This is a genomic window from Streptomyces sp. NPDC058758, assembly GCF_042746075.1.
GTDB lineage: Bacteria > Actinomycetota > Actinomycetes > Streptomycetales > Streptomycetaceae > Streptomyces.
This window is the reverse complement of record NZ_JBHYPS010000003.1, coordinates 337,502-355,452: the sequence shown is the minus strand read 5'-3', so window position 1 is coordinate 355,452 and position 17,951 is coordinate 337,502. Positions and strand designations below refer to the sequence as shown.

Below are 17,951 nucleotides of genomic sequence, written 5' to 3'. Positions count from 1 at the left end.
GGGGCCCGGCCCCGCCGTGCCGCGGGGACGGGGTGCCCCGCGGGCGGTCAGCCGGCGGTGACCTTGCCCACCGCCGTCACGTGCGTGGAGGTGCCGTTGAGGTAGTAGCCGCCGCCCGAGAGCGCCGCCACCCGGTCGTAGCCGTAGTGGTCGGGCATGAGGGCGACGATCTCGTCCACGCCGTCGCCGTCGAGGTCGGCGGTCAGCGCCCGCTCGGAGCCCTGGGACCCGAACCCGGCGAGGGGGCTCAGGTGGTACGTCGCGGGCGTGGTGAGGACGGAGGGGTCCCAGAGGAAGGCGGCGCCGTCCTGGCCGGATCCGACGAAGAGGCTCCGGCCGCCGGGGCCCGTCATCATGCCGCCCATGTCGATGGTGGGCCCGGTGAGCAGCGAGAGGTCCTGCCCGGCCGTCCACGAGCGGATGCTCGCCTTGCCCGTGCCGTGCAGCGCGCCGGGGGTGGTGAAGAAGTTGCCGTGCAGCAGGAACGCGCCGCCGACGGTCCTCTTCAGCACCTCGCCGGTGCGGCCGTCCCGGATCTCGGTGATCAGCGGCCAGAAGCCGGGGGTGCGGGTGATCCAGGTGTGCACGACCGCGTGTCCGTCGGCGTACGGGATGTCGGGGGAGGCGTAGACGCCGTTGCGCAGGGCGGCGGCCCAGAGCCTGCTCCCCTCCACCGGGCTGGTCGGCGCGGCCCGCCACAGCTCGGCGCCGGTGCGCGCGTCGAGCGCGACGCCGTCGACGGACGGCGCGGCGACGGCGAGCGAGCCGCGGGAGTTCCACTGGGTGTGGACCCGGCCGTCGCTGACGACGGCGTTGGAGAACACCACGTCGGCGGCGGGCGCGGCGTACGTCCACAGGGGGGTGCCGGTCGCGGTGTAGGCCCGCAGCCGGTCGGTGGGGACGAGGACCTCGTCCTTGCCGTCGCCGTCCAGGTCGGCGCCGGTGGTGGTGTGGACGTACTGGCCGGGGGCGTCGATCGTCGTGCGGATCGCGCCGTCGGCACCGTTCACGACGACGGCGGCGGTGTCGGCCGCGACCAGCAGCTCGTCCCGGCCGTCGCCGTCGGCGTCCATGAGCTCGATGCCGTGGACGGCGCCCGGCAGGGTGGCCTTCCACAGCAGCTTCGGCCGCCCCGCGGTCATCGACGGGCCGTCGTACGCCCACAGGCCGCGGGACTCGCCGCCCACCACCAGGTCCTTCACGCCGTCCCCGTCCACGTCGGTGGCCCGGGCGAAGGACAGGTCGCCGCGCAGCGGCGTCACGGAGGCGACGGTGCCTTCGCGGAGCCGGTAGTCGAGGACGTTCTGCTGGCCGTCGACGGTGCGGACGTACCAGGTGCCGCGCTCCTTCCACAGCTCGGAGGACATCCCGGAGCCGACGAGGCCCTCGTGCTGCCAGAGGACGGAGCCCGAGCGGCCGTCGAGGGCCGCGATCCGGGCGAGCCGGGTGCCGGTGCGGTTCGTGCCGTCGTCGCGCCAGCGGTCCTCCTGGACGCTGAGGACGACCTTCCGGTCGGCCACCTCCACGCCCCAGATGCCGGGGCCGTTGCCGCCCGCGGAGCTCCGCTTGATCGTGTGGGACCACAGCTGCGGGGCCCCGGCCGTGCCGTCCAGCGCCCGCACGCTGCTGCTGTTGAGGGAGAGCCCCGGGTCGAGCGTGGACTCGCTGACGAGGTACTCGGCGTCCTTGCCGCCGCGCACGTCGCCGACGGTGAGGGCGAGGGGCAGGGCGTTGGCCCGGGAGTCCAGGACGGTGCGGGTGCCGTCGGCGAGGTCGTAGGCGACGACCTCGTACCGCATGCCGTCGGTGTAGTCCGCCTGCTCGACGGCGACGACGCGGTTCCGGCCGGCGTCGTGGCGCAACTGGCGGGAGTAGAGGGGGCTCTCCTGCTTCCAGCGCACCGATCCGTCGCCGGCGTCGAGGACCAGGGTGCGGCTCCTGCCGGGTGCGCCGGCCGTCTTGCGCTCGCTGTACGAGACGGCGAGCAGGTTCCCGGGCAGTTCCTGGAGCCCGCCCCAGGCGGCGTTGTCGCCCCCGCCCGTGTCGTACGTCCAGGCGGTCGTGCCCGTCAGGGTGCCGTCGGCGCCCTTCGTGAACCGGACCGCCTCGAGGGTGGCGGTGGCGGCGGCCGGGGCGCTGGTGTTGGAGCCGGGGGAGTCGGCCACGATCAGGGTGTCGCCCTGGACGTGGACGGCGCCGGCGCGGGCGTAGAGCTTCGTCCACAGGGTGCGGCCGGTGGCGCCGTCGAGGACGGAGACGAACGTGCCGTACTGGAGCGTGCTGCCGGGGCTGGTGAACGGCCGGTACGGGTTCTCGCCGACGCTCAGGGAGACGGCGAGGTCCGCGACGCCGTCGCCGTTCAGGTCGCCGGTGTCGTGGCCGAGGTCGGAGACGGCGGTGAAGGGGCTGACGGCGTTGTAGCCCATGACCACGCGGGCCGGGAAGTCCGTGGTCTGCCAGGGGCGGATCGGGGTGATGCTCCAGTCGTCCTCGTAGTACGAGGCGTTGGTGCGCGACCAGACGGTGTCGCCGTCGCGGTCGAGGCGCTGGATCACGCCCAGGCCGCTGATCGTGAGGCGGTCGCCGTCGGTGCCCTCCAGGGCGACCGTCTCGCCGGTGCCCCGGACGCTTTCGAGGGAGGCCGTCTCGGTGATCTTCAAGGCGCCGGCGGTGGTTCCGGCACCGCCGTCCCCTGTGGTGCCCGTGCCCGTGCCCGAGTCCGTGTCCGTCTCGGCGGGGGCGGTGTCGGCGGTGTCGGCGGCGGCGTACGGGTCGAAGCCGATCCGCTGCTGGAGGGTGTCGGCCTGCTCCTGGGTGAGGGTCAGGGGCCCCTGGGCGTCCTCGGCGTGGACGGCGGACGCGGTGGTCAGCACCAGGCCGGCCGCGACGAGGGCGGAGGCGAGGCGCACCCCGCGTCGGGAGGTGGGGTTCATCGGGCGCTCTCCTGGGTGAAGCGGATGGCGGTGCCGCTCTTCAGCACGTTCCGGTCGTGGAGGTAGGCGAGGCCGTCGGTGCCGGACTGGTTCTCGACGCCGACGGTGGCCGAGGCGCCGCCGGGGGCGACGTCCTTGTACTGGAGCGTGACCGCCCCGGTGGCTTCGTCGAAGAGGGCCTGGAAGCTCACGCGGACCGAGGGGTCGGCGACGAGGGCCGCGTTCTCCCAGGAGACGGTGAAGACCCGGGCGCCGGCCCTGCCGGTCGTGGCGGTGGAGACCCTGGAGGCGCGGTCGAGGGTCAGGTCGTCCCAGTAGGCGGCGACGATGCCGTTCGGCTGCGCGGCGGACGGCAGGTCGGTGTCCGCGTAGTCGCCCAGGCGCGGCGCCAGGAAGTTCACCAGGCCGTTGCTCGTGACGTTCAGGCTGTCGTACGCGACCCCGTAGAAGGAGACCGGGAACGGCGTCGGGATGGTGGCCGCGTCCTCGTCGCCGGAAAGCGCGACGGCGCTCTTCCCCTTCACCCAGGCGTACGGCACGGGGGCGCAGCTCACGGCGCCGGCGGCGTCCGTGCGGGCGGGCAGCCGGACCGTCACGGACTCGTCCCCGTCGACGGCGAGCGCGCCGGTGTGGACGCCGTCGCACAGGGCGGGAGCGGCCGGGGTGCCGGTCAGGGTGAAGGAGCCCTCGGCGACGTCGGGCAGGGTGAAGGTGCCGTCGGCGGCGGCGGTCACCGCGGCGACGGGCGCGTCCGTCAGACGGACCGTCACCCCGCCGAGGGGGCCGCCCTGGGCGTCGAGGACCGTGCCCGTCACGGCGTGGTGGGGGACGGGGGCCAGGGCCAGCGAGCCGTCGGCGGTCGTCCCCTCCTCCAGGGCGAGCGCGGTGGAGCCGCCGCGGTAGCCGTAGCCGCTCGCGGTGAGGGCGTACGAGCCGGGCGGCAGGGTGAGGCGGTAGGAGCCGTCCGCACCGGTCACGGTGGTGCGGGAGCGCTCCGGGTTCGCGGCGGTGACGGTGACGCCCGCCAGCGTCCTGCCCGTCGTGGCGTCGGTCAGGGTGCCGGTGACGATGGCGGAGGTGTGCGGCGCGGCGTCGACGGCGGCGAAGACGTCGAGCTTGCCCTCGCCCCAGACGTTGTTCATGCCGGCGGTGCCGCCGCAGTGGGTGTCGTCCACGTCGCGGGCGGAGTCGTTCAGGACCGTCCGGGTGGCGTCGAGGTTCCCGGCGAGCGACGGGGCGGCCGACCACAGCAGGGCCACGGCGCCGGCGACGTGCGGGGCCGCCATCGACGTGCCGCTGCTCAGCCGGTAGGTGCTGCCGGGCCAGGCGGAGCGGATGTCGACGCCGGGGGCGGAGATGTTCGGCTTGGCCGAGCCGTCGACGAGCGACGGGCCGAAGCCGGAGAACGGGGCGATCGCGCCGGCGGAGTCGTAGGCGCCGACGCCGTAGGAACCGGCCTGGGCGCCGGGGGCCTTGGCGGTGCTGCAGGTCACCCCGTCGCCGTCGTTGCCCGCGGAGAAGGTCTCGAAGATGCCGGCGGCCCTCCAGGCGGCGACGACGTCCGCGTAGAAGGTGGTGTTGCCGCCGCCCCAGGAGTTGTTGACGATGTCCGGGGCCATCTCGGGCCGGGGGTTGTGGCCGTTGCTGTCGGTCGGGGCGAGGATCCACTGGCCGGCGGCGAGCAGGCTGGAGTCCGAGCAGGAGCGGGCCTCGCAGCCCTTCGCCGCGATCCAGCGCGCGCCGGGCGCCACGCCGATGCCGCCGCTGCCGGCCATGGTGCCCATGGTGTGGGTGCCGTGGCCGTTGTCGTCGCAGGGGGCGGTGCCCGCGCACTGGCCGGTGGCGTCGAAGAAGTTGTAGTCGTCGGTGGAGGTGGAGCCGTTCCAGCCGCGGTAGTTGGCCTTGAGGGCGGGGTGGTTCCCCTGGACGCCGGTGTCGATGTTGGCGATGACGACGCCCTCGCCGCGGGCGCCGTACTGGGACCAGACCTGGTCGGCCCCGATGTCCGCGACGCCCCACTCCACGGCCTCCGCCGCCGGTTCCGCGGCCGCGGAACCGGCGGCGGCGTCGGTCTCGACCGCGTACGTGCGCTCCAGGACGATCCGGGCCACGTCGGGCCGCTTCGCCAGCTTCTCGACCAGCTTCGCGCCGCCGGTCACCTTCACCGCGTTGGTGATCCAGAAGGGTTCGTAGCCGGCCTTCTCCGCGTCGAGCACGGCGCGCAGCGCCTTCTGGCTCGCGTTGGCGTGGGCGCGCAGCTTCGCGAAGGCGGCCTTGGCGCGCCCCTTGTCGCCGCGTGCCGTCCGCGCCGACGAGAGGTCGGCGCGGTCCTTCAGGACGACGAAGAAGGTGGCGTCGCCGCCGCCCGCGACGGCGGCGCGGACCGCGTCGTCCACCTCGGCGGAGGCGGCCGTGGCCTGGGCGGCGGTGGTCCGGGCGGGCACGGCCTGGGAGGCGGGCACCAGGGCGAGGGAGGTCAGGGCACAGGCCGCGGTGACGGCCGCCGCCCGGACCAGTCGCGCGGCACGTGGCCGTGGTGAACGGACAGGGGAGTGCATGAGCGGGCTCCTGCGGGGTTTCCGGGACGGGGGGAGCCGTCGGCCCGTCGCCCTGCGGGACGCGGAACCTTCCGGCAGGAGGACCCTAGGGCGGCGCCGTTACCCGGCCATTACTGGATTCCTCCGTTCCGCCTCCGGGGGTGGCGCCGCTCGTGGACGGGGGGTCGGGCGCCGCGCGGCGGAGGGGAGCCGCCGGCGGCGGCGCGGGTCACCGGAGGGGCGCGGGGGCGGGGGCCGCGAGGGTGGGGGAGGAGGCGCCGCGGGCCAGCAGGCGGGGGGATCCGGTGCCGTCGGCGGGGACCGACCAGACGCCTCCGCCGTATCCGTAGGCGAGGGTGCCGGCGTCCGTCCACAGGGCCTGGTCGTCGATGCCGCGCCGTTCCGCGACCGGGTGTTCGCGGCCGGTGGCCAGGTCGAGGACGTACAGCCGCCAGGGCTCGCGCGGTCCCTCGGAGACCCGCTTCTTGAACGCGATCCGGGTGCCGTCGGGGGAGAGGGACGGGCACTCGACGTTCTCGCGCAGGGCGCGGGCCGACCAGTTCGCCAGGTCGCCCTCGACGAGGTGGGTGCGGCCGCCGGTCGAGACGGTGGCGTAGAAGCGGTTGTCGTCGGCGGCGAAGGTGACGCCCCAGTAGTTGACGTCGGGGGCGTGGTGGCGGCGCCCGCCGAGGGTCAGCGGGATCTGCTCGATGTTCTTCACCAGGTAGCCGGTGCGCAGGTCGAGCACGGAGGTGCGGGTGGAGAAGGACGAGCGGGCGTACGAGTCGCCGGTCGCGAACATCGTCCAGGCGAGCACGTTCCCCGAGGCGGAGACCCGGGCCCGGCTGGGGATGCCCGGCAGGCCGATGCGGCGCACCTCCCGGAGCCGGCGGTCGAGCACGATCGCGTACGAGCGGGCCGGGACCCCGGGGCGCCGCCGGAGGCACAGGGCGGTGCCGCCGGCCGCGTGGAAGCGGTCGCAGGCCGGGCCGCCGGCCACCCGGCCGCCGGGCGCCGCCGGGTCCACGCGCGCGACGCGTCCGGTCGCGGTGTCCCGGGCGTAGAACGCGCCCGGTCCGCCGCCGTCCAGGGTGAAGCCGGGGTCGGCGGCGCGGTCGGCGGCCCGGTGGCCCGAGGCCGCCCGCAGGGTGTAGGCGGTGGCGCCGCCGCCGAGCAGCAGGAGCGCGAGGACGATGATCCACGTGCGGGTGCGGCGGGAGACGCCGGTCGGGGCGGGCATGGTCAGTCGGTCCTCTCGGAGGGCTCGGGGGCGGCGGGGGCCGCGAGCCCCCGGGGCAGCAGGCGCGCGGAGCAGCAGACGGCGACGGCGAGCGCCAGGAGGGCGGCCACCAGGGCCGTCTCCGGTCCGCTCGCCGTCCACAGGGCGCCGAACGCGACGGCGGCGCCCACCCGGGCGAGTGCCTGGACGGTCTGGACGAGGGCCAGGCCGCCCGCCTGCCGCCCCTCGGCGAGGAAGGGTCCGGTCAGCGCCATGAGGACGCCGTCGGTGGCCGCGTAGAACGCCCCGAGCAGGACGAGGACGCCGGGCAGGACGGCCGCGTCGGGCAGCGGGGCCAGGAGCAGGCCGTAGGCGAGGAGGAGCGCCCCGTGGCCGTACAGCAGGGGGCCGCGCCGGCCCAGACGGTCGGCGAGCCGGCCGGCCGGCACGGCGAGCAGCAGGAAGACGGCGGCGGCGCCGAGCGGCAGGAAGGGGAACCAGGTCGCGTCGAGGCCGGTCCGGCGCTGGAGCAGCAGGTAGACGAAGGAGTCGCCGACGGTGGCGGCCCCGAGGAGGCCCGCGCACAGGACGGTCCGGCGGTAGCCGGGCGAGCGCGGCGCGCCGAGGAGCCCGCCCCGTGCGCGGGGCCGCCGGGGCGCGGCCGGCGGCGCCCCGCGCACGGGGCGGGCGCGGCCGGGGACGAGCAGCAGCCAGAGCAGGACGCCGAAGCTCCCGACGCAGAAGCTGACGGCGAAGACGGCGTCGTACGCGTCGGCCGTCGCCCACAGCAGGGCGAAGGCGGCCAGGGGGCCGAGGAGGGCGCCGGTGGTGTCCATCGCGCGGTGCGTGCCGAAGGCGCGGCCCAGGTCCTCGGGCGGGCTGTGCAGGGTGATCAGGGCGTCGCGCGGGGCGGTGCGGACGCCCTTGCCGAGCCGGTCGGCGGCGAGGGAGCCGGCGATCCAGCCGGTCGCGCCGCCGGCGAGGAGCAGGCCGAGCCGGGAGGCGGCGGAGAGGGCGTAGCCGAGGCCGCCGACCGTCTTGTGGCGTCCGCCGCGGTCGGCGGTGGCGCCGCCGAGGAGCCGTACGAGGGCGGTGGCGCCGGTCGTCAGGCCGTCGAGCAGCCCGAACTGGAGGGGGGAGAGGCCGAGTCCGAGGACCAGGTAGAGCGGCAGGACGGCGGTCACCATCTCCGAGGAGACGTCGGTGACCAGGCTGACCGTGCCTAGGGCGAGGACGGTGCCCGGGACGCGCCGCCTGGCCCCCGAGGGGGCGGGCGGCGCGTCGGGGCGACCGGTGGTCGCGAGGTACATCAGTGGCAGGTGTAGGTCGGGGCGGAGTCCTTGACCTGGTCGTCGGTGCCGACGTACTGCCAGGTGTAGGTGGTGTCGGTGAGGTCCAGCTTCAGCACGCCGTAGGTGCCGCTGATCCGCTTCTGGCTGTTCGGCTGGACGGTCTCGATGTCGTACGGCTCGGCGCCGCCCATGCCGCCGACGATCTCGACCATGCCGTCGGCGGTGGCCCGGCCGTCGGGGTCCTGCGGGGCGAAGCGCTCGTAGTGGTGGTCGTGCCCGTTGAGGACGAGGTCGGCCTTGGCCGCGTACAGGATCCTCCAGACGGGCTTGGAGACCGGGTCGTTGCCGTGGCCGCCGGAGGAGTACAGCGGGTGGTGGAAGTAGGCGGCGACGCAGCCCTTGGTGTTGGCGGCGAGGTCGTCCTTGAGCCACTGGATCTGCGCGGGGTCGTCGAAGGAGTTGGAGTCGAGGGCGACGAAGTGCCAGTTGCCCTGGTCGTAGCTGTAGTAGGGCTTGCCCTGCGGGTAGGCGATCGCGCCGAAGTACGCCTTGTAGCCCGCGAGCGACCCCGCCGGGTCGTACGTCTCGTGGTTGCCGGGGACGGGCCGGGTCTTCGCCTTGAAGGCGCCCCACGTCTTGTCGTAGTAGTTCCGGAAGTCGGAGAGCAGGGCGTCGTCGTACTGGTTGTCACCCATCGTCAGGTAGAAGGACGGGGCGATCCGCTGGGCGAGGGCCGCCGTCTTCGGGTGGGCGCAGGAGCTGCTGGAGGCCGTGCACTGCGCGGCGATGTCGCCGGCCGCGACGACCGTGAAGGCGCCGGTGGGCGGGGTGGTGGTGCCGGTCGTGCCGTACACCTCCACCGTCCAGAGCGAGTAGCCGTACGAGGTGCCGCGGGCGGTGCCGTACACGCGCAGGAAGCGGCCCTGGCCGGTGAGTCCGGTCCAGTCGTCCGTGCCGCCGTTCCCCGCGGTCTCGGTGGCGAGGCGGGTCCAGGTGGTGCCGTCGGCGGAGATCTCGACGCGGTAGGCCTTGGCGTAGGCCACCTCCCAGACGAGCTTGACCCGGGAGACGGTGGCGGAGGGGCCGAGGTCGACGCGCAGCCACTGCGGGTCGACGCCCTCGGCGCTGGCCCAGCGGGTGGTGGAGACGCCGTCGAAGGCCTTCTCCGGTCCGAAGGTGGAGTCCTCGACGGAGGACGAGGTGGCCGGCCGGCCCTGGGAGATGAGGGTGTCGGCGGCGGCGCCCGCCCGGTCCGGGAGGGCGAGGAGGAGCCCGCCGACGAGCAGCAGCACGGCGGCGAGCACGAGGGAGAGGGGGGTCGTGGTGCGGCGGTGTGGGGCGGAGGCGAACAGGCGCATACCTGGGCTCCCTGGCCTGAGGGGGGATGAGAGCTGGACACCGGTACGGGGCACCACGGCGTGGGCCGTCCGCGCCCGGGACATGGGCGCGGACGGCCGACCGCGTGGCGTTCGGGGCGCCACACGACGGGGTGGTGCTCGGCGGCCGGGTCAGAGCTCTCACTGAGCGCGTCACGCCCCCCGGAGGAGGTCGCCGCGCCGAGCCGCTGCCGGGATGCTAGCGGATAGTAAGGTTTCCTACCAGACTCCGGGGCGGGTCCGACGGGGGCACCCGCGCGGCCGCGCCCCCGCTTCGGCCCTACGCCCCCGGCGCCGCCGCCCCCGCCTCGTCCCGGCCCGCCTCCAGGCGCAGTTCGCGGCCCTGCCAGCGCCGCCGCAGCCAGCGGTCGTGGCTCGCGACGACGATCGCTCCGGGCCCGCCGCCCCACGCCTCCTCCAGCTCGTCGCACAGGCGCGGCGAGAGGTGGTTCGTGGGTTCGTCGAGGAGGAGCAGCTCGGGCGGACGGGCCATCAGCAGGGCGAGCGCCAGCCGACGGCGCTGGCCCACCGACAGGTGTCCCACCGGCTTGTCCAGGTCCGCCTCGGCGAGCAGCCCGAGGCCGGACAGCGGTACCCGCTCCGCCCGCTCCGGGCCCAGCTCCCGGGCGTAGGTGTCCCGGACGGTGCGACCCGCCGGGGCGAACACCGTGTCCTGGGTGAGCAGCCCCACCGACAGGGCCGGCCGGCGGCGCACCTCGCCCTCGGCCGGCAGCCGGCCGGCGAGCACCGCGAGCAGGGTCGACTTGCCCGCGCCGTTGCCGCCCGTGACCAGCAGCCGCTCGGTCGCCGACACCTCCAGGGTCGCCGGCGCGAGGCGGCCCGGCACCCGCACGTCCCGCAGGGCGATCAGCGGGCCGGGGCCGTCCGGCGCGGTCACAGCCGGCGCCGGCACCGCGAACCGCAGCGGCGGCGGCGGGGCGGCGACCCCGGTGCGCTCCAGCTCCGCGAGGCGGCGGGACGCGTCGCGCACCCGGCGGGAGACCTGGCTCTGCACCCGGCCCGCCCGGTGGCCGTACCCCATCTTCTCGTGGTCACGCGGCGCCCGGTCCGGGGCGACCCGGCGCGCCGTCACGCCCGCCGCGTGCCGCAGCTCCTCCGCCGCCGCCCGCTCCTCGGCGTGGCGCCGCTCCCAGCGCGCCCGCTCGGCCCGCTTCTCCTTCACGTAGGCGCTGTAGCCGCCGCCGTACCGGACGGGCCCGTCCACCGCCGGGTCGAGGTCGACCAGGTCGGTGCACACGGCGTCGAGGAAGGCCCGGTCGTGGGAGGCGAGGACCAACGCCCCCGGAAGGGAGCGCAGTTGCTCCTCCAGGAAGGCGGCGGCACCGTCGTCGAGGTGGTTGGTCGGCTCGTCGAGCAGCAGCGCCGTCGGGCGGCGCACGAGGAGCGCGGCGAGGGCCAGCCGGGCGCGCTGACCGCCGGAGAGCGAGCCGAGCGTCCGGTCGTGGCCGAGCGAGCCGAGGCCGAGCCCGGCCAGGGCGAGCGCGGCCCGCCGGTCGGCGTCCCACGCCTCGCGGTCCCGGGCCCGCTCCAGCACCTCGGCGTACGCGTCGAGCAGCGCGGCGTGGCCCGGGTCGTCCTCGGGCAGCCCGGCCAGCTCCTCGCCGAGGCGGTCGAGCCGGGCGAGGTCCTCGCGGGCCTCGCGCAGCGCCTCGTCGAGCACCCCGGCGAGGGTGATCCCGGGGTCGAAGGGCGACTCCTGGGGCAGGTGGCCGAGGCCGGGCGGGCGCGTGACGCTGCCGGACTCGGGCCGTTCGACCCCGGCGAGCACCCGCAGCAGGGTGGACTTGCCGGCGCCGTTCTCCCCGATCAGGCCGATCCGGCGACCCGGGGCCGCGGTGAGGGACACGCCGTCGAGGACCCGGCGGCCGTCCAGGACGCGCACGAGGTCGTGGGCGAGCAGGGCGGTCGCGGCGGACCGGGAGGAACCGGCGGAGGAGCGGGAGGAGCGGGAGGGCTGGGGCATGGGAACCGTCCGGGGTGTCGTCGGTCGGCCCGCCGGGCACGGGGCCTCGGGCGCGGGCCGCTGCGCGCGCCGGAGGGTCACACCGCGGGCGCGCCCGCGTCCCGCAGCGTCCCCTCCTCCAGCCGCAGCAGGCGGTTCACCCCGATCTCGGCGAGGAACCGCTCGTCGTGGCTGACGACCACGAACGCGCCCCGGTAGGAGTTCAGGGCGCTCTCCAGCTGGCCCGCGCTGACCAGGTCGAGGTTGTTGGTCGGCTCGTCGAGCAGCAGCAGCTGCGGGGCCGGTTCGGCGCACAGCACGCAGGCGAGGGTGGCCCGCAGCCGCTCGCCGCCGGAGAGCACGCCGACGGGCAGGTGCGCGCGGGCGCCCCGGAAGAGGAAGCGGGCGAGCAGGTTCATCCGCTCCGCCTCGGGCCGCTCGGGCGCGAACGCGGCGAAGTTCTCCGCCACCGTGCGGTCGAGGTCCAGCAGGTCCAGCCGCTGCGAGAGGTAGGCGACGCGTCCGTCGCCGCGCTTGACCTCCCCCCGGTACGGGGCGAGTTCGCCGGTGATCAGCCGCATCAGGGTGGTCTTCCCCGACCCGTTGGGACCGGTCAGCGCGATGCGCTCGGGGCCCCGCACGGACAGGTCGACGCCGCCCTCGGCGAACACGTCCCGGCCGCCGTGCCGGACCTGCATGCCCTCGCCGAGGAAGAGGGTGCGCCCGGCGGGCACCTGGGTGTCGGGCAGGTCCAGGACGAGCCGCTGCTCGTCGCGGAGCGCCCGCCCGGCCTCGTCGAGCCGGGCCTGGGCCTCGCCGACCCGGTTCGCGTGGGTCTGGCCGGCCCGGCCCGCGGACTCCTGGGCGCCCCGCTTCATGTTCCCGGCGAAGATGCGCGGCAGCCCGGCGCTCTTGAGGTTGCGGGCGGCGTTGCTCGCCCGCCGGTCGGCGCGCTCCCGGGCCTGCTGGAGCTCGCGCTTCTCCCGCTTGAGCTCCTGCTCCGCGCTGCGCACGTTCTTCTCCGCGACCTCCTGCTCGGCGCGCACGGCCTCCTCGTAGGCGCTGAAGTCGCCGCCGTAGAAGCGCAGCCGGGAGGCGCCGAGTTCGGCGATGCCGTCCATGCGGTCGAGCAGCGCCCGGTCGTGGGCGACCACGAGGAGCAGGCCGTCGAAGTCCGACAGCGCGTCGTACAGCCGGTGCCTGGCCTCCCGGTCGAGGTTGTTGGTCGGTTCGTCGAGCAGCAGCACGTCGGGCCGCTTGAGCAGCTGCGCGGCGAGGCCGAGGGAGACGACCTGGCCGCCGCTGAGGGTGCTCAGGGTGCGGTCGAGGGCGAGGCCGCCGAGCCCGAGCCGGTCGAGCTGGGCGCGGGTGCGCTCCTCGACGTCCCAGTCGTCGCCGATGGTGGTGAAGTGCTCCTCGGCGACGTCGCCGGACTCCACGGCGTCCAGCGCGCGGATCACGTCGGCGACGCCGAGGACGTCGGCGACGGTGAGGTCGCCGGTCAGGGGGAGGCTCTGCGGGAGGTATCCGAGGCCGCCGCCGACGGTGACCGAGCCGGCCGTGGGGCGCAGCTCGCCGGCGATCAGCTTGAGCAGGGTACTCTTCCCGGAGCCGTTGGGCGCGACGAGGCCCGTCCGGCCCCTGCCCAGGCTGAAGGACAGCTCGTGGAAGACGGGGGTGTCGTCGGGCCAGGAGAACGACAGGTCCGAGCAGACGACGGTGGCGTGGGACATGGAAGTGACCTCGCGGGGGAGGAAGGGGGCGGGCGGCGGACAGGGCTCCGCCCCGGGCAGACATGGGGAAAGGGGGTACGACGAACGAGCCACCCCGGCTGCGCTCCTCGGCGCGTCCGGTGGCCGTCAGATCCGGATCTCACCCGGAGATGTCGTCGTCACCCGCCATGTCTGCCGCTCTCCTCGTTTCACGATCAACGTCCTCACCAGCGTAACAGCCCGCCCTCGCGAACCGTCGGGAATTTCGCCCCCGCGCGCCACGCGGGCCGCCCCCGCCCCGGGTACGAGACCGCCCCCGCCTCGGGTACGAGGCCGCCCCCGCCTCGGGTACGAGACGGGGGCGGCCCTTCGGATCCGCTAGGCCCGGGGTGTTCCGCCGGGGTGCGGGTGCGCCTTGACGAGGGTGCACACGCCGTCCGCGCACCGGCGCTCCAGCCGGCCCCGGGAGATCGTCTGGGCCAGGCCGACCATCCAGCAGGTGGGGCAGCCGCGGAAGGCGACCAGGGCCAGCGGGGCCGCCAGCAGGGCGACCGGCCCGGCGACCGGCACCAGGGCGACGGAGCCGATGACCAGCCCGAAGCCGAGGGCGCCGCGCGCCAGGTGGCGCGGGACCGAGCTGCTGGAGAAGTCCGGGCCGGGCCGGTCCGTCTTCTCGGCGGCGGGCCGGACGGCGTCGACGGCAGGGAGGGGGTTCACGATCGCGGGTCTCCTTCGTCGGGGCGGGGACGGGCCCCCGGGCCGGGCGCCCGGTCGGTCGCCGCCAGGGAGTGGCGGAGGGCGGCGCGCGCCCGGTGGAGCCGGGACTTCATCGCCGCGTTGCTCAGGCCGAGCGCGTGGGCGACGGTCCTGCCGGGCAGGCCCTGCACGTCCCGCATGATCAGCACCTGCCGCTGCTCCCGGGGCAGGGCCCCGACGGCGGCGGCGATCCGCCGTGCCTCCAGCCGGTGCAGGACCGTCTCCTCGGCGGACGGCTCCGGGGCGCCCTCGGCTCCGGCGACCGCCGGTTCCTCGGGCCGCGCCACGAGCAGCCGGACCTGCCGGAGGCACTCGTTGCGCACGATGCGGAACATCCACGAGGCGAGCGCCCCCGACGCCCGCAGGGTGCCGATCTTCCGGTAGAGGATGATCAGTGCCTCCTGCGCCGCGTCCTCCGCGTCCTGCGGGGAGGCGCACAGCGACCGGGCGAACTTCCGCACGTGCGGCTGCGATTCCATGACGACGGTCGTCAGCGAGGCGACGTCGCCGTCCTGGGCGGCCCTGACCAGGCGTTCGTCCGGCCAGGAGAAGGGTCGGTTCATGTGCTCTTCCTCGTGCTCTGCGGGCTCCCGTGGGCGGGTGCGGATCAGGCCCGGCTCCGGTACCGCCGCGTGAGGTGCCAGCCGCACGCTCCGACGAGCAGGACTCCGACGACGACGAGGCCGGTGATCAGCATGATGTCTCCTTCCGCGTACCGGCCCGTGCGGCCGGTACGCGGATAAGAGGCGGCGGGCCCCGCGGAGGATTCGCCCCGGCGCGGATTTCTTCTACGGCCGCTCGCCGGCCGGAGCGGCGGGGGAGGCAGGGGAGGCGGGGGAGGCAGGGGAAGCCGGGGAAGCAGGTGGGGCGGGGGAGGCGGTGGCCGGTTCGCCGCGGGCCGCCCGGCGGGCGCCGGTCAGCGCGTAACAGACCAGGAGGACGGCGGTGAAGGCGAGGCCGATGCCGGCCGCCTGCCGCATGTCGGGGACCTCCACGGCGGTCGCGGCGACGGCGAGCACGCCGGCCCCGGCGACGACCGCGAGCTTGTCGCCGCCCGGGACGCCGAAGCCGGTGAACTCCTCCGGGTGCGCCTTCCGGTGCCGGCGGAAGGCCACGTACGAGGCGAGGATCAGCAGCCACACCATCAGGACGGCGAAGAGGGCGATCGACATCAGGATGCCGAAGAGCCCGCTGACGTCGTAGAAGGCGAGCAGGGCGGCCACCGCGATGCCCAGGGTGGACGCGGCCAGGGCGACGGCGGGGACCCCGCGCCGGCTGAGCCGGGCCATCGGCGCCGGGGCGAGGCCGTCGCCGCCGAGCGAGTGCAGCAGCCGGGACGCGCCGTACAGGTGGGCGTTGGCGGCGGACATGGCGGCGATGAGCACGACCACGTTGGTGACGGTCGCCGCGGCGGGCACCCCGACCTCCGAGAAGACCCGCACGAAGGGGCTCGCCTCGACGCTGCCGTCGCCGGCGGCGAGTCTGCGCCACGGGATCAGCGCCAGCACCAGGGTGATGGAGAGGAGGTAGAAGAAGGCGAGCCGCCAGGCCAGTTGGCGCATCGCGGTCCGGATGGTGCGCTGCGGGTCGGCGGCCTCGGCGGAGGCGATGGCGACGACCTCGAACCCGGCGTACGCGAACATCACCACGGACATGCCGATCCAGACGGCCTTGGCGCCGTGCGGGAGGAAGCCGCCGTCGTCGGTGAGGTGGGCGAGCCCGGTGGCCTCCGTGTCGGGCAGGCCGAAGAAGACCAGCAGCGCGGCGCAGAGCACGAAGGCGCACAGCGCCACCACCTTGACGGTGGAGAGCCAGAACTCCGTGGTGCCGAAGGACTTCACGCTGATCACGTTGACCGCGAGGACGACCGCGGCGATCACCACGATGGCCAGGGACATCGGCACGCCGGGCCACCACCACCGGATGTACAGCGCCGAGGCGACGACCTCCGTGCCGATGACCACGACCGCGCTGAACCAGTACAGCCACCGGCTGAGGAAGCCGGCCCACGGGCCGAGGTAGCGGTGCGCGACGGTGCCGAACGAGCCCGGCACGGGATGGGCGGCGGACATCTCGCCGAGCAGCACGGCGATGACGGCCACCAGCACCGCCCCGATCACGTACGAGACGATCACGGCGGGCCCGGCGACGGATATCGCGGTCCCGGAGCCGAGGAAGAGACCGGTGCCGAGCGCGGAGCCCAGCCCGATCATGGTGGTCTGACGGTGGGTCAGTGAGCGGACCAGTCCTGCGGATTCGCTGGATGCGGGCATGACGGAGGGACCCTTCCGGGGACGGGGATCAGGAGGGAGAGGGAGGAGCGGAGGAGGCGGGGGGAGGGCGGGAGCGAGGGAGCGAGGAGGCGGGGGGGGCTCAGAACTCGCTGGTGCGGAACGGCTTCGCCGGCCGGTCGAGGTCGGGCTTGCCCAGCACCTTCGACGACAGGGCGTAGATGCCGTGGTTGGTCAGCGCCCAGGCGATGTTGCGGTCCCACTCCACGTAGACCCCGTGGGTCTGGTTGCCGTACGCGTAGTCCGCCGTGTCGCGCCCGTACGCCTTGGGGACGAAGTACGCGGCGATCTCGGGCGCGGCCGGGTCGGAGACGTCGAAGAACTGCACGCCCGCGTTGTAGAAGCCGTAGCCGAGGAGGCCGGCGTCGTGGCGGCCCGGGTTGGTGTAGTAGCCGGTCCGCTTGGGGCCGAAGCTGCCCCGGCGCTGGCAGTAGTCGGCGAAGCCGGCCGTCCGCGGCGGGACGGGGCGGGGGAGGGTGCCGACGACGCGGGGGCGTGCGGGGTCGCGGACGTCGATCTGGTAGACGTCCTTGTAGGGCTCGTAGCAGTCCTCGGTGAGCGGGTAGCCGGAGTAGTAGATCATCCCGGTCCTCTCGTACTGGGAGACGTCGATGTTGTCCCCCTCGGTGCCCGCCACCGACGCCGGCAGGTCCAGGTGGGCGACCGTCCGCAGGTCGGAGGGGTCGGACACGTCCAGGACCGTCAGGCCGTAGCCGCCCATCGCGGCGAAGGCGTAACGCCCGCCCTGTTCCACGGGCTTGGGGAGGAAGAGCGGCATCCGGGCGCCCATCCAGCTGGTGCGGTTGCCGCAGCGCGGGTTCTTCCGGTAGGCGGCGTCCTCGCCGGTGCGCTGGCCCGGCAGGTGCCAGGTGTCGAGGAGCCGGGGGCGGGCCGGGTCGGACATGTCCCAGGACTGGTAGCCGGCCGAGTGCAGGTTGGTCGGGTACTCGGTGCCGGAGTAGGTGTCGTCCGGTGCCGTGGCGATGAACATGTACCGCCCGCCCGCCCAGTGGGGCACGTCGATCGAGCCGGAGCCCTGCTGCGCGGTCGCCGGGTCGGAGCGGAGCGGGTCGGCCTGGGTGGCGTCGGTGGAGACCGTCGCGAGCAGCTTCCAGTCCTTCTTGCGCGGCCCGTCCAGCCGGTAGACCTTGAAGCCCTTCAGCCCCGGCTTCTCCCTCAGCTTCCTTACGCCGTCAGGGTTGTTGTACTTGTCGAGGGGCGGGTGGTCGGAGAGTTCGGAGATCTGCCGCTTGCTCTCGAAGCTCTGGACCATGACGTAGGCGTCGAGCTTCTCGTTCCACTGGATGGTGGAGGCGCCCCAGTAGTCGTGCGCCGCCCAGTCGCCGTTGGCGCGCGTCTCGTCGCCGCCGACGTCCTCGCGGCTCAGCTTCTCCACCACCTTCACCTTCTTGACGTCGGTGACGTCGTACACGCGGCCCTCGGAGCGGTCGTACTGGAAGAGGTAGCGGCGCCCGTCGAAGTCGACGACGTTCTGCCAGGTGTGGAAGTAGTCCGGGGTGAAGTCGGCTCCCTCGTAGGCCGCTTCGACCTTCATGTTCTTGATGTACGACCGGGTGTCGTACTCCGCCCGGCGGCCCGGGAACGGGTGCTCGGCCTCCTCGTCGACCGGGGTGAGCGCGGGGTGCCGGAAGCTGCCGTCCAGCTGCATGCCGTACGCGCCGGGGTCGGCCTGTTCCGGTCGGCGGTCGGCGCAGACGGCGCGGACGTCCGGGTCGCCGGCGGCCGGACCGGCGGCCCCGGCGGTGGCGCCGGAGACCCCGGGGGCGAGCAGCGTGGCCGTCGCGGCGGCGGCGACGGCGGCGGCGAGCGCCGCGTTTCTGCGGGTGGAGCGCATGGAACGGTCCTTTCGGA

General features: G+C 74.9%; 11 protein-coding genes. All 11 read right to left on the bottom strand.

The window, feature by feature from the left end; genetic code table 11:
• Positions 1 to 47: 47 nt before the first annotated feature.
• Positions 48 to 2,933, bottom strand: a complete 2,886-nt coding sequence (locus ACFW6A_RS06320; protein ID WP_351847482.1) for a VCBS repeat-containing protein — start codon at positions 2,931 to 2,933, stop codon at positions 48 to 50.
• On the bottom strand, positions 2,930 to 5,491 hold the full coding sequence (locus tag ACFW6A_RS06315; protein WP_386639043.1) for a S8 family serine peptidase: 2,562 nt from the start codon (positions 5,489 to 5,491) through the stop codon (positions 2,930 to 2,932). Before ACFW6A_RS06315 ends, ACFW6A_RS06320 begins: the two co-directional genes overlap by 4 nt.
• A 208-nt stretch (positions 5,492 to 5,699) precedes the next feature.
• Positions 5,700 to 6,710 carry a hypothetical protein gene (locus ACFW6A_RS06310; RefSeq protein ID WP_351847488.1) on the bottom strand — a complete coding sequence of 337 codons (1,011 nt, stop codon included), beginning with the start codon at positions 6,708 to 6,710 and terminating at the stop codon, positions 5,700 to 5,702.
• Positions 6,711 to 6,712: 2 nt separating this feature from the next.
• Positions 6,713 to 7,999 carry an MFS transporter gene (locus ACFW6A_RS06305; protein WP_386639040.1) on the bottom strand — a complete coding sequence of 429 codons (1,287 nt, stop codon included), beginning with the start codon at positions 7,997 to 7,999 and terminating at the stop codon, positions 6,713 to 6,715.
• Positions 7,999 to 9,339 (bottom strand): discoidin domain-containing protein, encoded by a 1,341-nt coding sequence (locus ACFW6A_RS06300; protein ID WP_386639037.1) that lies wholly within the window; start codon positions 9,337 to 9,339, stop codon positions 7,999 to 8,001. The genes ACFW6A_RS06305 and ACFW6A_RS06300 overlap by 1 nt, the downstream gene beginning before the upstream one ends.
• Positions 9,340 to 9,637: 298 nt before the next feature.
• Entirely contained in the window at positions 9,638 to 11,341 is a 1,704-nt protein-coding gene (locus ACFW6A_RS06295) for an ABC-F family ATP-binding cassette domain-containing protein (RefSeq protein ID WP_386639034.1), read from the bottom strand.
• Positions 11,342 to 11,418: 77 nt separating this feature from the next.
• Entirely contained in the window at positions 11,419 to 13,053 is a 1,635-nt protein-coding gene (locus ACFW6A_RS06290; RefSeq protein WP_386486394.1) for an ABC-F family ATP-binding cassette domain-containing protein, read from the bottom strand.
• Positions 13,054 to 13,410: 357 nt separating this feature from the next.
• Entirely contained in the window at positions 13,411 to 13,749 is a 339-nt protein-coding gene (locus tag ACFW6A_RS06285; protein WP_386639031.1) for a hypothetical protein, read from the bottom strand.
• Positions 13,746 to 14,351: an RNA polymerase sigma factor gene (locus ACFW6A_RS06280; protein ID WP_351847505.1), complete on the bottom strand. Its 606-nt coding sequence runs from the start codon at positions 14,349 to 14,351 to the stop codon at positions 13,746 to 13,748. Before ACFW6A_RS06280 ends, ACFW6A_RS06285 begins: the two co-directional genes overlap by 4 nt.
• A gap of 225 nt (positions 14,352 to 14,576) precedes the next feature.
• Positions 14,577 to 16,061, bottom strand: coding sequence for an amino acid permease (locus tag ACFW6A_RS06275; RefSeq protein WP_386639028.1), 1,485 nt, complete (start codon positions 16,059 to 16,061; stop codon positions 14,577 to 14,579).
• Between the two features lie 100 nt (positions 16,062 to 16,161).
• The gene (locus ACFW6A_RS06270) at positions 16,162 to 17,934 is read right to left on the bottom strand and encodes a hypothetical protein (protein ID WP_386639025.1); all 1,773 of its coding nucleotides are present in this window, start codon (positions 17,932 to 17,934) and stop codon (positions 16,162 to 16,164) included.
• Between the last annotated feature and the right edge of the window lie 17 nt (positions 17,935 to 17,951).

What these genes read in the sequence shown, in the direction of transcription:
- ACFW6A_RS06320 (WP_351847482.1), bottom strand. Translation starts at nt 2,933, where the DNA reads ATGAACCCCACCTCCCGACGCGGGGTGCGCCTCGCCTCCGCCCTCGTC.
- ACFW6A_RS06315 (WP_386639043.1), bottom strand. Translation starts at nt 5,491, where the DNA reads ATGCACTCCCCTGTCCGTTCACCACGGCCACGTGCCGCGCGACTGGTC.
- ACFW6A_RS06310 (WP_351847488.1), bottom strand. Translation starts at nt 6,710, where the DNA reads ATGCCCGCCCCGACCGGCGTCTCCCGCCGCACCCGCACGTGGATCATC.
- ACFW6A_RS06305 (WP_386639040.1), bottom strand. Translation starts at nt 7,999, where the DNA reads ATGTACCTCGCGACCACCGGTCGCCCCGACGCGCCGCCCGCCCCCTCG.
- ACFW6A_RS06300 (WP_386639037.1), bottom strand. Translation starts at nt 9,339, where the DNA reads ATGCGCCTGTTCGCCTCCGCCCCACACCGCCGCACCACGACCCCCCTC.
- ACFW6A_RS06295 (WP_386639034.1), bottom strand. Translation starts at nt 11,341, where the DNA reads ATGCCCCAGCCCTCCCGCTCCTCCCGCTCCTCCGCCGGTTCCTCCCGG.
- ACFW6A_RS06290 (WP_386486394.1), bottom strand. Translation starts at nt 13,053, where the DNA reads ATGTCCCACGCCACCGTCGTCTGCTCGGACCTGTCGTTCTCCTGGCCC.
- ACFW6A_RS06280 (WP_351847505.1), bottom strand. Translation starts at nt 14,351, where the DNA reads ATGAACCGACCCTTCTCCTGGCCGGACGAACGCCTGGTCAGGGCCGCC.
- ACFW6A_RS06275 (WP_386639028.1), bottom strand. Translation starts at nt 16,061, where the DNA reads ATGCCCGCATCCAGCGAATCCGCAGGACTGGTCCGCTCACTGACCCAC.
- ACFW6A_RS06270 (WP_386639025.1), bottom strand. Translation starts at nt 17,934, where the DNA reads ATGCGCTCCACCCGCAGAAACGCGGCGCTCGCCGCCGCCGTCGCCGCC.